11 protein-coding genes are annotated in these 15,577 nt (G+C 69.1%); all 11 read left to right on the top strand.

What is annotated here, in order from left to right; all coding sequences use genetic code 11:
* The first annotated feature begins 41 nt into the window (after window positions 1-41).
* The 11 genes from ACQI5H_RS16825 to ACQI5H_RS16775 all read left to right on the top strand — a co-directional run bounded on the left by ACQI5H_RS16825 (window position 42) and on the right by ACQI5H_RS16775 (window position 15,560).
* Window positions 42-1,634 (top strand): PPE family protein, encoded by a 1,593-nt coding sequence (locus tag ACQI5H_RS16825; RefSeq protein WP_427080471.1) that lies wholly within the window; start codon window positions 42-44, stop codon window positions 1,632-1,634.
* A gap of 10 nt (window positions 1,635-1,644) precedes the next feature.
* A complete protein-coding gene (locus ACQI5H_RS16820) occupies window positions 1,645-2,550 on the top strand; it encodes a class I SAM-dependent methyltransferase (protein WP_427080470.1) in 906 nt (301 codons plus the stop codon).
* 144 nt (window positions 2,551-2,694) lie between these two features.
* Window positions 2,695-4,227 carry a PPE family protein gene (locus tag ACQI5H_RS16815; protein WP_427080469.1) on the top strand — a complete coding sequence of 511 codons (1,533 nt, stop codon included), beginning with the start codon at window positions 2,695-2,697 and terminating at the stop codon, window positions 4,225-4,227.
* Between the two features lie 507 nt (window positions 4,228-4,734).
* Window positions 4,735-6,588, top strand: a complete 1,854-nt coding sequence (eccA, locus tag ACQI5H_RS16810) for a type VII secretion AAA-ATPase EccA (protein ID WP_427080468.1) — start codon at window positions 4,735-4,737, stop codon at window positions 6,586-6,588.
* A complete protein-coding gene (eccB, locus tag ACQI5H_RS16805; RefSeq protein WP_427080467.1) occupies window positions 6,585-8,210 on the top strand; it encodes a type VII secretion protein EccB in 1,626 nt (541 codons plus the stop codon). The genes eccA and eccB overlap by 4 nt, the downstream gene beginning before the upstream one ends.
* A complete protein-coding gene (eccCa, locus tag ACQI5H_RS16800; RefSeq protein WP_427080466.1) occupies window positions 8,207-12,187 on the top strand; it encodes a type VII secretion protein EccCa in 3,981 nt (1,326 codons plus the stop codon). The genes eccB and eccCa overlap by 4 nt, the downstream gene beginning before the upstream one ends.
* Before the next feature lie 31 nt (window positions 12,188-12,218).
* On the top strand, window positions 12,219-12,527 hold the full coding sequence (locus ACQI5H_RS16795; RefSeq protein WP_076058332.1) for a PE family protein: 309 nt from the start codon (window positions 12,219-12,221) through the stop codon (window positions 12,525-12,527).
* 2 nt (window positions 12,528-12,529) lie between these two features.
* A complete protein-coding gene (locus ACQI5H_RS16790) occupies window positions 12,530-14,011 on the top strand; it encodes a PPE family protein (protein ID WP_427080465.1) in 1,482 nt (493 codons plus the stop codon).
* A 40-nt stretch (window positions 14,012-14,051) separates the two neighbouring features.
* On the top strand, window positions 14,052-14,345 hold the full coding sequence (locus ACQI5H_RS16785; protein WP_076058335.1) for a WXG100 family type VII secretion target: 294 nt from the start codon (window positions 14,052-14,054) through the stop codon (window positions 14,343-14,345).
* 29 nt (window positions 14,346-14,374) lie between these two features.
* Window positions 14,375-14,665, top strand: a complete 291-nt coding sequence (locus ACQI5H_RS16780) for a WXG100 family type VII secretion target (RefSeq protein ID WP_427080464.1) — start codon at window positions 14,375-14,377, stop codon at window positions 14,663-14,665.
* A 10-nt stretch (window positions 14,666-14,675) separates the two neighbouring features.
* On the top strand, window positions 14,676-15,560 hold the full coding sequence (locus tag ACQI5H_RS16775; RefSeq protein WP_427080463.1) for an ESX secretion-associated protein EspG: 885 nt from the start codon (window positions 14,676-14,678) through the stop codon (window positions 15,558-15,560).
* The last annotated feature ends 17 nt before the right edge of the window (window positions 15,561-15,577 follow it).

The raw sequence follows: 15,577 nt of genomic DNA, 5'->3' as shown, positions 1-15,577 counted from the left end.
TCCGGTCGGTCAGGTAAAACTCTCCAGCCCGAGGGGTGGCCGTGACCGCGCCGATTTGGATGGCCATACCGCCCGAGGTGCACTCCGCCCTGCTGAGCGGTGGCCCCGGTCCCGGGGCGCTGCTGGCGGCCGCGGGGGCGTGGGACTCGCTGAGTGCCGAATACGCTTCTGCGGCACAGGAACTCAGTACGCTCTTGGCCGCCGTGCAGGCCGGCGCATGGGACGGGCCGAGCGCCGAGTCCTATGTGGCCGCGCACGCCCCGTACCTGGCGTGGCTGACCCAGGCCGGCGCGAACAGCGCGCAGACGGCCGCCAACCACGAGACCGCGGCCACGGCCTACACCGCCGCGCTGGCGGCCATGCCGACCCTAACCGAACTCGCCGCCAATCACGTCGTCCACGGAATCTTGGTCGCTACCAACTTCTTTGGGATCAACACCATCCCCATCGCCCTCAACGAGGCCGACTATGCGCGGATGTGGGTGCAGGCCGCTACCACGATGACGACCTACCAAGCAGTGTCCACCGCGGCGCTGGCCTCGACGCCGCAAAGCGCGCCCGCGCCGCAGATCACGAAAAGCGATGCCTCGCCCCAAGACTCGGCGGACGAGAACCCCTTCCCCGACCCCACCGTCGACAACCCGCTGGACGACTTCATCGCCAACATCCTGAAGAACTTCGGCATCAACTGGGACCCCGCCCACGCGATGGTGAATGGCATTCCCTACGACGAGTACACGAATCCGGGAGAACCGATCTACTGGGTCGTCCGCGCCCTCGAACTCTTTGAGGACTTTCAACAGTTTTTCGTCTACCTCCAGACGAATCCGGCGCTGGCCTTTCAGTACCTCGTCGCCCTGGAGACGTTCGACTGGCCGACCCATCTCGCGCAGATCGCCAGCTTCCTGGGCACCCAGCCGGAATTGCTGGTGGTCCCCGCCCTCGTCGTGGCGGCACCCTTCGGGGCCGTAGGCGGTTTCGCGGGTTTGGCCGGGCTCGCCGCACTGCCCGCGCCCGCGGTCGCACCACCGCCCGTCGCGGCCGCGCCGCCTTTGGTGCCGGTGCTCGGATCGAGCCCCGTGACCGCTCCAGCCGCGGCGCCCGCCTCGGTGGCGGCGCCCGCGCCCGCTCCCACGGCGAGCACGGTGGCCAGCGCCGCGCCACCGGCGGCGCCGCCGGTAGCGACAGGGACGGCTTTCGTGCCCCCGTACGTGGTGGGGCCTCCCCGCATCGGACTCGGCACGGGAATCGGTGCCAGCGCCAGCTCCGGCGCCAAGAAGAAGGCTTCGGAGCCCGATGCCGCCGCATTGGCCGCCGCGAGCGCGGCACGCGAGGCGGCGCGGGCGCGGCGGCGGCAGCGGTCGCGACAGCGTGGCTACGGCGACGAGTTCATGGACATGAACATCGACGTCGACCCGGACTGGGACGCGTCGCCGCCGACCGAGGCGTCGGAACGGGGCGCCGGCAATCTGGGGTTCGCCGGCACCGCGCCCAAGCGATCGGTCGCCGAGGCGGCGGGCTTGACCACACTGGCCGGTGACGAATTCGACGGCGGCCCGAAGATGCCGATGCTGCCGGGCAGCTGGGACCCGCGCCGGAGCGAAGAGAGCGGGCGCCACGACCCGTCGGCGTAGTGTCGGTTGGGTGCGCAGCGAAGGCGATAGTTGGGATATCACAACAAGTGTCGGGTCGACGGCGTTGTTCGTGGCGACCGCGCGGGCGCTCGAGGCACAGAAGCCCGAGCCGCTGGCGGTCGACGAATATGCCGAGTTGTTTTGCCGCGCCGTCGGGGGCCCCGCGGCCGACGTTCTCGACGGCAAGGCACCCGACCATCCGCTGAAGACCGCGGAGTTCGGCCGGCATTTCGTCGACTTCCAGGGCGCTCGCACAAGGTACTTCGACGAATATTTCCGGCGGGCCGCCGACGCCGGCGTGCGGCAGATCGTCATCCTGGCCGCGGGACTGGATTCCCGCGCCTACCGGCTGGACTGGCCGGCCGGAACGACGATCTTCGAGCTGGACCGGCCCGAGGTCCTCGATTTCAAGCGTGAGGTGCTGGCCAGCCACGGCCTGCAGCCGCGCGCCGAGCGCCGGGAGGTCGCGGTCGATCTGCGTGAGGACTGGTCACAAGCGTTGCGGGCCAGCGGCTTTGATGCGGCGAAGCCGTCGGCGTGGATTGCCGAGGGCCTGCTGATCTATCTCCCCGCCGACGCGCAGGAGCAGCTGTTCGCCGGCGTCGACGGCCTGGCCGGCCACGGCAGCCACGTCGCGGTCGAGGACGGGGCGCCGCTGCCGCCCGACGAGTTCAAGGCCGCGGTCGACGAGGAACGTGCCGCCGCCGCCGAGGGCGACCAGCGCCTGTTTTTCCGGTTGGTCTACAACGAGCGGTGCGCGCCGGCCGACGAATGGTTCGGCGGGCGGGGCTGGACCGCGGTCGGCACGCCGCTGGCCGACTATCTGCGCGAAGTCGGCAGGCCGGTGCCCGAGCCAGACACCGAATCCGGCCCGATGATCGCCCGCAACACCCTGGTGAGTGCCATCAAGGCCTGAGGCCGCGCCAAAGAATCTCCGATGAATCGGCCGCGCCCGGGAACTTTCCCGGGCCGCCCGCCGACTACTAGCGGCGTGATGCGTGCGCCGCCTATCAGCCCAGGCGGCCGTTGATCTCACCCCGAGCGTTCCGGGAGGCCGCGAATGACCGCGCCGGTTTGGATGGCACTACCACCGGAGGTTCATTCCACGTTGCTGAGCAGCGGCCCGGGGCCCGGCGCCCTGTTGGCGGCCAGTGGCGCGTGGAGTTCGCTGAGCGCCGCCTATGCCGAAACGGCAGTCGAACTGACCGGAGTCTTGGCGGCGGTCCAGTCCGGCGCATGGGAGGGCCCGAGCGCCGAGCGGTATGTCACCGCACACGCGCCCTACCTGGCCTGGCTGGCGCGGGCCAGCGCCGACAGCGCGGCGGCGGCCGCCCAGCACGACGTCGCGGCCACCGCCTACACCGCGGCCCTGGCCGCGATGCCCACGCTGCCGGAGCTCGCCGCCAACCACGCCGTCCATGCGGTGTTGGTGGCAACCAATTTCTTCGGGATCAACACCATCCCGATCGCCGTCAACGAGGCCGACTACGCGCGCATGTGGGTCCAGGCGGCCACCACGATGACCACCTATCAAGCGGTGTCGACCGCGGCGGTGGCATCGGCACCGCAAACCGATTCGGCGCCGGTCATCATGCACGCCGACGACGACAGCGGCGATGGAGGCGATGGAGGCGATGACGGCGGAATCATCGACAATGACGGCGGCGACCCGACCCAGCTGAGCTGGTGGGTCAATCGCTTCCTCGAGATATTTCAAACCATTGGAAGGGATTTGGAGGAATTCCCGCAGAACCCTGCCAAGGCGATAGCCGATTTGTTACGCGACATTCCGTTGCTCATCGCCGACGAATTCGAGCACCTCGGCGAGGCCCTGCAGACCTTCCCCCAGCTTGCGACGATTCCCTTCTTGGTGCCGGCGGCAGTTGGGGGAGGCATCGCAAGCTTCGGCCTGCTGGCCGGGATCCAGCCCGACGTGGCCCCCGCCCCCGCCGCCGCGGTGCCCGCACCGCTGCCCCAGGCGCCGAGCGCGCCGGTCGTCGCCACCACCCCGGTGGTGAGCGCTCCCGCGGCCGCGGCCCCTGCGCCGTCCTCCACCCCGACGTCTGCGCCGGCGCCCGCGCCCACCTCGGCACCGGCACCCGCGCCCCCTCCGCCCCCGCCCATCACCGGTGTCGAGGCCGCTGCCTATCCCTACCTCGTCGGTGGACCGACCCTCGGGACGGACACGGGCCTGAGCACCAGTGCGCGGCGGAAGGCGCCGGAGCCCGATTCCGCGGCGGCCGCCGCGGCCGCCGCCGCGTCAGCGCGCGGGGAGCGAAGGGCGCGCCGGCGCCGGCGCGCAACGATGGACGACCACTACCGCGGCTACGAATTCATGGATCTGGACCCCGATCGTGGCGCAGAGCCCGATGCATTTGTGGATCCGGAGAACCTCGTCGCGCCTGCGGCGGCATCGGATCGCGGGGCGGGGACCCTGGGCTTTGCCGGCACAGCACGCAAGGACGTCGAGATCCCGGCGGCAGGGTTGACCACATTGGCCGGCGACGACTTCGCCGGCGGGCCGCAACTACCCATGCTGCCGGGCACCTGGAAGCCCGACCAGCGAGACCCCGGTGAGGAAGATCAGAGCTGAACGTCCGACTATGTTTTCTGACCGCTGCAACTCCTCGATTTCATGCTTGGCGATTCGCCGCAAGCCCTGTCCGAGCACGGGTTTGATACGCCGAGCCCGTCGGCGCGTTTTCTGTGAGCGAGTTCCCGCCGCTGCACGGACGGTTGAGCTCGGCCGGGAACTTTCCCGGTCGCCCGGCCGACCACTAGCTGCATGTCCGCTCCGCCCCCATCCGACGGTGCGGCCGTCAGGTTCGCCCCGATCGGTAAGGAGTCGCCGCGATGACCGCGCCGGACACCCGCCCTCGCAATTTTTGCTAATGAAAATCATTTTCAGTAAGCTGCCCTGCTTAGTAGCCCGCAACCAGAAGGGGGGTCGATGATCGTCCCGAATGCCCTGATCAATGGCCCCCGGACCGCGAGCCGTGCGGCGAAGCAAGGGAGCGCAGAAGCCTCGACAGTTAGCTTATGCAATGCTAACTTCAGGCGGTCAGGTTAGGGGAGGCTACACAAATGCGAGGAAGCTGCCGTGGAACGCGGTGACACGGGAATGCTGACGGCTCGGCCCGCCAATTCCCAGCCGGACGGCAGGGTGGACGGCGACATCGTCAGCCGGTTCGCCACGTGCTGCCGGGCGCTTGGCATCTCTATCTATGAACGGCAGCGTCCCGCCGACCTGGTGGCCGCGCGTACGGGCTTCACGGCGCTGACCCGGATCGCTCACGAGCAGTGCGACGCGTGGACGGGGCTGGCCGCCGCCGGCGACCTGTCCCTGCGGGTGCTGGACGCCGTGTGGCGCACCACGAGCACCGCAGGGGTCTTGCAGCGCGAGGTCGAACTGGCGCCCGGGGCATTGGGCTTTCGCTACGACACCGGGCTGTATTTGCAGTTCCGCGCGACGGGCCCGGACGATTTCGCCCTCGCCTACGCGGCGGCCCTGGCGGAGGCCGGGAAATTCGCCGACGCCGACAAGTTGGTGTCGGCCGTCACCGAGCGCCGCCCCAGCTGGCGCGAGGCCCGCTGGGTCTCGGTGGTGGTCAACTACCGCGCCGAGCGGTGGTCGGACGTCGTCAAGCTCTTGACGCCGATCGTCAACGACGCCGACCTCGACGAGGCCTTCTCCCACGCGGCGAAGATCACCCTGGGCACCGCGCTGGCCCGGCTGGGCATGTTCGCGCCCGCACTGTCGTATCTCGAGGAGCCCGAGGGCCCCGTCGCGGTGGCGGCACTCGACGGCGCACTGGCCAAAGCGCTGGTGCTCCGGGCCCACGTCGACGAGGAGTCGGCGGCCGAAGTGCTGCAGGATCTGTACGCGGCGCATCCGGAGAACGAGCAAGTCGAACACGCCTTGTCCGACACCAGTTTTGGGATCGTCACTACCACCGCGGCCCGGATCGAAGCCCGCACCGACCCATGGGATCCGGACACCGAGCCCAGTCCCGGCGATTTCGTCGACCCCGGGGCCCAGGAGCGCAAGCGCGTGCTGCTCCACGAGGCCGAACGCGAGCTCGACGAATTCATCGGCTTGGACAAGGTCAAGGACCAGGTGGCCCGATTGAAGAGCGCGGTGGCCATGGAGCTGGTGCGCAAGCAGCGTGGGCTCGAGGTCGCGCAGCGCACCCACCACCTGGTCTTCACCGGGCCGCCGGGAACCGGCAAGACCACCATCGCCCGCGTTGTCGCCAAAATCTATTGCGGCCTAGGCCTTTTGAAGCGGGAAAATATCAAGGAAGTGCATCGCGCCGACCTCATCGGCCAGCACATCGGAGAGACCGAAGCCAAGACCAACGCGATCATCGACAGCGCACTGGACGGAGTGCTGTTCCTCGACGAGGCTTACGCGCTGGTGGCCACCGGTGCCAAGAACGACTTCGGCCTGGTGGCCATCGATACTCTGCTGGCGCGGATGGAGAACGACCGAGACCGTTTGGTGGTCATCGTCGCCGGCTACCGCGCCGACCTGGATCGGTTCCTCGACACCAACCAGGGCCTGCGGTCGCGCTTCACCCGCAGCATCGACTTCCCGTCCTACAAACCGGCCGAGTTGATCGAGATCGCCAACTTCATGGCCGCCAAGCGCGACAGCGCGTTCGACCAGGGCGCCCTGCAGGACCTCGAAGCATTGTTCGCGCATCTGGCCGAGTCGTCGAAACCTGACGCGGCCGGCGTCGAACGGCGCGGCCTGGATATCGCAGGCAACGGCCGCTTCGTGCGCAACGTGGTCGAAAAGTCCGAAGAGGAACGCGAATTCCGGCTAGACCACTCCCAGCACGCCGAAACCGGCGAGTTCACCGATGAGGAGCTGATAACGATCACCGCCGAGGACGTGCGCAATTCGGTTGAGCCGCTGCTGCAAGGGCTCGGTCTGCAGGAGCCGGCATGACGAATCCGGAGCAACCAGAGGAGCGGCGTTCGTTCTCCTCGCGAACCCCGGTCAACGACAACCCCGATCAGGTCGTCTACCGCCGCGGTTTTGTCACCCGTCATCAGGTGACCGGCTGGCGTTTCGTGATGCGCCGCATCGCCTCCGGTATTGCCTTGCACGACACCAGGATGCTCGTCGACCCGCTGCGCACCCAGTCGCGCGCGGTGCTGATGGGCGTCCTGATTCTGGCCACCGGCCTGGCGGGCTGTTTCGTGTTCTCGTTGATCCGGCCCAACGGGCAGGTGGGCAACAATGCGGTCCTTGCCGATCGCTCCACCGCCGCGCTGTATGTGCGGGTCGGTGACGAGCTGCACCCGGTGCTCAACCTGACGTCGGCCCGGCTGATCGCCGGCCATCCGGTGAACCCCACCACCGTGAAAAGCAGTGAGCTGGACCGGTTTCCGCGGGGCAACCTGATCGGCATTCCGGGCGCCCCGGAACGCATGGTGCAGAACGCCTCGCACGACGCGAACTGGACCGTGTGCGACGCGGTCAGCGAGCCCGCCCAAGGCGGACACGCCGCCCACAGCACTGGCGTCACCGTGATGGCGGGCCCCCCTGACAGCCGGGGCACTCGAGCGGCGACGCTTGGATCCGGCCAGGCGGTCCTCGTCGACTTCGCCAACGACAAGGGCAGCAGCACCTGGCTGCTCTGGGACGGCCGGCGCAGCCAGATCGACCTGGCCAACCACGCGGTCACCGACGCCCTGGGTCTGGGAGCCGCCGACGCGCCCGCGCCGCGGCCCATCGCCGCGGGGTTGTTCAATGCGATCCCCGAAGCCCCGGCGCTGACGGCGCCCGGCATCCCGAATGCCGGTGCGCCCGCGAACTTCGGCGTGCCCGCCCCGATCGGTGCCGTCGTGGTGTCGTACGCCCTGGAGCAGAGTCCGTCGGGGGCGGCGCGGTACTACGCGGTGTTGCCCGACGGCCTGCAGCCGATCTCGCCGGTGCTCGCCGCGATCCTGCGCAACACCAATTCCTATGGCCTGGACCAACCGCCGCGGCTCGGCGCCGACGAGGTGGCCAAGCTCCCGGTGTCGCGAATGCTGGACACCACGCGCTATCCCGACCGCCAGATCGCCCTCGTCGACGCGTCCAAAAACCCTGTCACGTGTGCGTACTGGAGCAAACCGGCCGGCGCCGCCACCAGCTCGCTGAGCCTGCTGTCCGGCTCGGCATTGCCGGTGCCCGATGGGGTGCGCACCCTCGACCTGGTCGGTAGCGGTTCCCCAACGACAGCCACCCGGGTCGCGCTGGCCCCCGGCACCGGCTACTTCGCGCAGACCGTGGGCGGCGGCCCGACGTCGCCGGGCACCGGGGCGTTGTTCTGGGTCTCCGACACCGGGGTGCGCTACGGAATCGACAACGAGGCCGACAGCGCGACCGGAGCCGCCGGACACGGCAAAACCGTTGAGGCCCTTGGCCTCAACGCGCCCGCCATTCCCATCCCCTGGTCGATGCTGTCGCTGTTCGCGAACGGCCCGACGCTATCGCGCGCCGACGCGCTGCTCGCACACGACGGCTTGCCACCCGACAGCAGGCCCGGCCGGCCGGTGTCGGCCGAAGGAGAACCCCGATGAGCCGACTGATCTTCGAAGCCCGGCGCAGGCTGGCACCTCCGAGCACCCGCAAGGGCAGCATCAGCATCGAGCCGCCGCCCGAGCTGCCCCGGGTGATCCCGCCGTCGCTGCTGCGGCGCGCGATGCCCGTCGTGATCGTGATGCTGATCGTCGGCATGGTGGTCGCGTTGTTCGCCACCGGGATGCGGGTGATCTCGCCGCAGACCCTGTTCTTCCCGTTCGTGTTGCTGCTGGCGGCCACCGCGATGTATCGCGGCACCGGCAACAAGAACCGCACCGAAGAGGTCGACGCCGAACGGGCCGACTACCTGCGCTACCTGTCGGTCGTGCGGGACAACATCCGCACTCAGGCCGCCGAGCAGCGCGCGGCCGCCCAGTGGTCCCATCCGGACCCCACCGCCCTTTCAACGGTGCCCGGATCGCGTCGTCAGTGGGAGCGTGACCCGCACGACGCCGACTTCCTGGTATTGCGGGCCGGCCGGCACGAGGCGCCGCTGGCCACTGCGCTGCGGGTCAAGGACACCGCCGACGAGATCGATCTGGAACCGGTGTCGCACAGCGCTTTACGCAGCCTGCTCGACACCCAGCGCACGGTTCGCGACGTGCCGACCGGAATCGACCTGACGAAGGTCTCGCGGATCACCGTGCTCGGTGAGGCCGACGAGGTACGGGCGGCTTTGCGCGCGTGGATCGCTCAGGCCGTGACGTGGCACGACCCGACCGTGCTCGGGGTGGCGCTGGCGAGCCGCGACCCGGAGGGCCGCGACTGGTCCTGGCTGAAGTGGTTGCCGCACGTCGACATTCCCGGTGAGCTCGACGGCGTCGGCCCGGCGCGCTACCTGTCGAGCAAACCCGACGAGCTGATCTCGCTGCTGGGACCGGCCCTTGTCGATCGTCCGGCCTTCACCGGCGGGCCCGCAGATGCGTTGCGCCATCTGCTGATCGTCGTCGACGATCCCGACTTCGACGTGAACGCCTCGACGCTGGCCCTGGGCCGGGCGGGAGTCACCGTCGTGCACTGCTCGGACACGCCGCCGCACCGCGAACAGTATTCGGACCCCGAAAAGCCGATCCTGCGCTTGGCGGGCGGAGCCATCGACCGCTGGCAGACCGGCGGCTGGCAGCGCTATATCGACGCCGCCGATCAACTGAGCACCGACGAAGCGGCCCACTTGGCGCGTCAGTTGTCGCGGTGGGATTCGAACCCAACCCACACCGGGTTGCGGTCGGCGGCGACTCGCGGCGCCACCTTCACCACGCTGCTGGGGATCCCGGACGCGTCGCAGCTCGACGTGCCGACGATGTGGGCGCCGCGCCGGCGCGACGACGAGTTGCGCGTGCCGATCGGTGTCACCGCGACGGGTGAGCCGCTGTTCTTCGACCTCAAGGACGAGGCCGAGGGCGGCATGGGCCCGCACGGCCTGATGATCGGCATGACCGGCTCCGGGAAGTCGCAGACCCTAATGTCGATCCTGTTGTCGCTGTTGACAACTCACTCGGCCGACCGGCTGATCGTCATCTACGCCGACTTCAAGGGTGAGGCCGGCGCGGACAGTTTCCGCAACTTCCCGCAGGTCGTGGCGGTGATCTCGAACATGGCCGAGAAGAAGTCGCTGGCCGACCGGTTCGCCGACACGCTGCGGGGCGAGGTGGCCCGCCGCGAGTCACTGCTGCGCGAGGCCGGCCGCCAGGTTCAGGGCAGCGCGTTCAACTCTGTGGTCGAGTACGAGAACGCTCGAAATTCTGGCGCGCCGGGCGCCGAAGATCTCCCGCCGATCCCGACGCTGTTCGTGGTCGCCGACGAGTTCACCCTCATGCTGGCCGATCACCCGGAATACGCGGAGCTGTTCGACTACGTGGCGCGCAAGGGCCGCTCGTTCCGCATCCACATCCTGTTCGCGTCCCAGACGCTGGACGTGGGCAAGATCAAGGACATCGACAAGAACACCTCGTACCGAATCGGTTTGAAGGTGGCCAGTCCCAGCGTTTCTCGCCAGATCATCGGCGTGGAGGACGCCTACCACATCGAGTCGGGCAAGGAGCACAAGGGCGTCGGCTTCCTGGTGCCCGCCCCCGGCGCGGCCCCGATCAAATTCCGCAGCACCTACGTCGACGGAATTTACGATCCGCCCCAAACGGCCAAAGCGCTTGTGGTGCAGTCCGTTCCCGAGCCCAAGCTGTTCACCGCGGCGCGGGTGGAGCCGGATCAGACAACCGTGATCTCCGGCGCCGAGGACGAGGAGACGACCGGGCCGCCGCGCAAGCTGATCGCGACGATCGGCGAACAGCTGGCACGCTACGGGCCGCGGGCGCCACAGCTTTGGCTGCCGCCGCTCGACGAACCCATCCCGCTCACCGCGGCGCTGGCCCGGGCCGGGATACCGCAACGGGAGTGGCGTTGGCCGCTGGGCGAGATCGACAAACCGTTCGAGATGCGCCGCGACCCGTTGGTGTTCGACGCGACGTCGTCGGCCGGGAACATGGTGATCCACGGCGGAGCCAAGTCCGGCAAATCGACCGCGCTGCAAACGTTCATCATGTCGGCCGCGAGCCTGCACTCGCCGCGCGACGTCACGTTCTATTGCCTTGACTACGGCGGCGGGCAGTTGCGGGCGCTGGAGGACCTGGCGCATGTCGGCAGCGTCGCGTCGGCGCTGGAACCCGAACGCATCCGCCGCACCTTCGGCGAACTGGAGCAGCTGCTGCTGTCCCGTCAGCGGCGAGAGGTGTTCCGGGACAGGCACGGCTCCGCGCCCGACGACGGCTTCGGCGAGGTGTTCCTGGTCATCGACAACCTCTACGCGTTCGGCCGCGACAACACCGACCAGTTCAACACCCGGAACCCGTTGCTGGCCAAGGTGACCGAACTGGTCAACGTCGGGCTGGCGTACGGCATCCACGTGATCATCACCACGCCGAGCTGGCTGGAGGTGCCGCTGGCCATGCGGGACGGGCTGGGTCTGCGCCTCGAGCTCAGGCTGCACGACGCGCGGGACAGCAACGTGCGGGTGGTTGGCGCGCTGCGCCGCCCGGCCGACGCGGTGCCGCACGACCAGCCCGGCCGCGGCTTGACGATGGCCGCGGAGCATTTCCTGTTCGCGGCTCCCGAGCTGGACCAGGTGGCCGCGATCAACGCCCGCTACCCCGACCTGGCCGCGCCGCCGGTGCGGTTGCTGCCGACCAACCTGACGCCCGAGACCGTCGGCGCGCTGTACCGAGGCCCGGAGCGGGTGGTTATCGGCCAGCGCGAGGAGGACCTGGCACCGGTCGTCCTCGACTTCACCGACAACCCGTTGCTAATGGTGTTCGGCGACAGCAAGTCTGGGAAGACCACCCTATTGCGGCACCTCATCCGCACCATTCGCGAGAACTCCACGCCCGACCAGGTCGCCTTCACGGTGCTGGACCGGCGGCTGCACCTGGTCGACGAACCGCTGTTCCCGGACAACGAGTACACCGCGAACATCGACCGGATCATCCCCGCGATGCTGGGCCTGTCCCAACTCATCGATGCACGCCGCCCGCCCGCGGGACTGTCGCCGGCCGAGCTGGCGCGCTGGACCTTCGAGGGCCACACCCACTACCTGATCATCGATGACGTCGACCAGGTGCCGGATGCGCCCGCGATGAGCGGTCCCTACCTCGGGCAGCGGCCGTGGACTCCGCTGATCGGGCAGCTCGCGCAGGCCGCGGATCTGGGGCTGCGGGTGATCGTCACGGCACGCGCCACCGGGTCGGGGCACGCGCTGATGACCAACCCGTTGCTGCGCCGCTTCAACGACTTGCAGGCAACCACGCTGATGCTCGCGGGTAATCCGCAGGACAGCGGCAAGATCCGGGGTCAGCGGTTTGGCCGGTTGCCCGCCGGGCGGGCAATCCTGTTGGGCGACAGCGATAGTCCGGCCTATGTGCAGCTGGTCAACCCGCTGGTCGCCGAGTCCGTGATCGAGGGCGGCAGCGACGGCTTCGCCCACTGATGGTTAGTGAAACGAGAGGACAGGAGTAGCCATGACGTTGCAAGTGGTTCCTGAGGGGCTCGCGGCGGCGAGCGCGGCGGTGGAAGCGCTGACCGCGCGGCTGGCAGCAGCCCACGCCGCGGCGGCGCCGGCGATTACCGCGGTGGTGCCGCCGGCGGCGGACCCGGTGTCCCTGCAGACGGCCGCCGGGTTCAGCGCCCAGGGCCAGGAACACGAGGCCGTCGCCGCCCAAGGCGTCGAGGAGCTGGGCCGCGCCGGCGTCGGCGTCGGCCAAGCCGGGGCGAGCTATCTCGCGGGCGACGCCGCCGCGGCCGCTACGTACGGGGTTACGGGCGGCTGACAATGACCTCGCCCATCTGGATGGCTTCGCCGCCGGAAGTACATTCGGCGTTGCTGAGCGCCGGTCCTGGACCGGGGCCGCTGCTGGCGGCCGCCGGCGCGTGGACCGCGCTCAGCGCCGAATACTCTTCGGCCGCAGCCGAACTCGGTGGGCTGGTGGGAGCGGTGCAGGCGTTATGGCAGGGCCCGAGTGCGGAGCGGTACGTGTCCGCACACGTGCCGTATCTGACGTGGCTGGAGCAGGCCAGCGTCGACAGCGCGGGCGCCGCCGCGCAGCACGAGGTCGCGGCGGCCTCGTACGTCGCCGCCCTGGCGGCCATGCCCACGCTGGCGGAGCTGGCCGCCAACCACATCATTCACGGCGTGTTGGTGGCGACGAATTTCTTTGGGATCAACACGATTCCGATCGCCCTCAACGAGGCGGACTATGTCCGGATGTGGGTCCAGGCCGCAAGCGTGATGAGCACCTATCAGGCCGCCTCGGGACTGGCGCTGGCGTCGGCGCCGAGAACCGCACCCGCGCCGAACGTGGTGAATCCCGGTGCCGGTGAAGCCGACAACGCCGCGGTCACCGCCGCGCAGGACGGCCCGTTTTCCTGGCTGTCGAACCTGCTGCGGCAGCTGTTCAAATTCCTCCAAGATGTCGTCCAGGATTTCATCAACCTCCTGCAGAATTTCCTGACCAATCCGGCGGGGGCGCTGGGCGGCTTCCCGTTCCTCTTCTTCGTCGCCTACGAGGTGATCACCAACCTGCTCGGTTGGCCCACGTGGGCCATGATCCTGAGCGCACCTTTCGTGCTGCCGCTGGCGATCGGCATCGGCTATTTCCTGTTGATGGGTCCCCAGCTCGCGCCGGTCGCGGCGGGCGTCGGTGGTGCGCCCGCAGTTGTGGCGCCCAAGGGTTCTTCGGTGTTGCCGGCGGCGGGTATGGCGTCGCCGATCGCGAGTCCCGCCGGGGCGCCGGCATCCACGGCCGCCGCGAGTTCCGCCGCGGCTACCACGCCGGCACCGGTAGCGGCGACCGGAAGCTTCGCCTACATCGTGGGCGGCGGCGGTGACCCCGAAACCGGGCTCGGCCCGACGGTGGGTGGCCGCGGTGGCGTCAAGGCGCCGGCGGCGACCGTTCCGGCGGCGGCCGCGGCGCTGCCCAGTCGCGCCGAAGCACGGGCGCGGCGGCGCCGGCGGGCCGCAATGCGCGAGTACGGCGACGAATATGCGGACATGGACTCAGACATCGGCGTCCCTCCCGAGTACCCAGAGGAGCAGCTCGCCGCCGCAATCGCCTCCGGGAACGGCGCCGGACGGTTGGGTTTTGCGGGGACGGCGCACAAGGACGACGGGCTGCGGGCGGCCGGGCTGACCAAGCTGGCCGGCGACGAGTTCGGCGGCGGCCCGCGGATGCCGATGGTGCCGGGAACCTGGGAACACGACGACCCGAGCGAACCCGATGGGGAAGGGGGCCGACATAGTTCACGAGACGGCTAGCAGGAGTCAGTAACCGAAATCCGAAGGGAGAGAAATCATTATGAGTCTTCTGGACGCTCATATTCCACAGCTGGTGGCCGCGCAATCGGCGTTCGGCGCCAAGACGGCGTTGATGCGCAGCACGATCGGCCAGGCCGAGCAGGAGGCGCTGTCGGCGCAGGCGTTCCACCAGGGTGAGGCCTCGGCCGCGTTCCAGGCCGCCCACGCCCGCTTCGTCGAGGTAGCGGCGCGCGTCAACACTTTGCTGGACATCGCCCAGGCCAACCTCGGCGACGCCGCGGGCACCTATGTGGCCACCGACGCCGCGGCAGCCTCGAGCTACACCGGGTTCTGATCCCACCGACCTACGCGAAAGGACTTGTGATGTCGCAGATTATGTACAACTACCCGGCGATGCTTGCCCACGCCGGGGACATGTCGGGCTACGCCGGCACGTTGCAGGGGCTGGGCGCCGATATCGCCACGGAACAGGCCGCGCTGCAGAATGCGTGGCAGGGCGACACCGGGCTGACCTACCAGGCTTGGCAGGCGCAGTGGAACCAGGCCATGGAAGACCTCGTGCGCGCCTACCAGGCGATGTCCACCACGCACGAATCCAACACCATGTCGATGCTGGCTCGCGACACCGCCGAGGCCGCCAAATGGGGCGGTTAGTTCCGACTAGATGAGCGTCGAACCCAACGCCGTCGAGTTGACGGTCGATCACGCGTGGTTCATCGCGGAAAGCATTGGGGCGGGGAGCTTCCCGTGGGTGCTGGCGATCACCGCGCCGTATCGTGATGCCGCGCAACGCGACGCGTTCCTCGAACGTCAGAGGTCCGACCTGACCCGCATGGGTCTGGTGACCGATGACGGCTCCAAGACCGGCATCGTCAACCCGGCGGTGGCGGACTGGATCAGGGCGGTGTGCTTCCCGGACCGGTGGCTGGACCTGCGCTACATCGGCCCAGGCGCGGCCACCGGCACCGGCGAGCTGCTGCGCGGCATCGTCGCGCAGCGCGCCGGCGCCACGCCCACGAAAACCATCGTCGCGCTGCGCAGCGCGCAGTTGATCACGTTTACCGCAATGGATATCGACGACCCCCGGGCGCTGGTCCCGGTCCTCGGTGTCGGGCTGGCGCAGAAGCCGCCGGCCCGATTCGAGGAGTTCAGCATGCCCGCCCGCGTCGGAGCCAGGGCCGACGAGCGGCTGCGGTCCGGCGCGCCGCTGGCCGAAGTCCTTGACTACCTTGGCATCCCGGGATCGGCACGACGCATGGTGGAGTCGGTGTTCTCAGGTCCGCGCAGCTACGTCGAGATCGTCGCCGGCTGCCGCCGCGACGGGCAGCACGCCACCACCGACGTCGGAATGAGCATCGTCGACACCGCCGAGGGCCGGGTGCTGGTCAGCCCGTCGCGCGCGTTCGACGACGAGTGGGTTTCGACATTCAGCCCGGGGACACCCTTTGCCATCGCCTGCGCGGTCGAACAGCTGATCGCCCAGCTGCCCGACGGCCAATGGTTCCCCGGCCAGCGGCTGTCCCGAGACTTTTCCGCCCAATACTCATAGCAGCAACTAGATAGAAA

Source organism: Mycobacterium heidelbergense (genome assembly GCF_050205645.1).
GTDB classification, from domain to species: Bacteria; Actinomycetota; Actinomycetes; order Mycobacteriales; family Mycobacteriaceae; genus Mycobacterium; species Mycobacterium heidelbergense_A.
The sequence above is the reverse complement of the archived record's forward strand: the minus strand, read 5'-3'. Positions and strand labels throughout refer to the sequence as shown.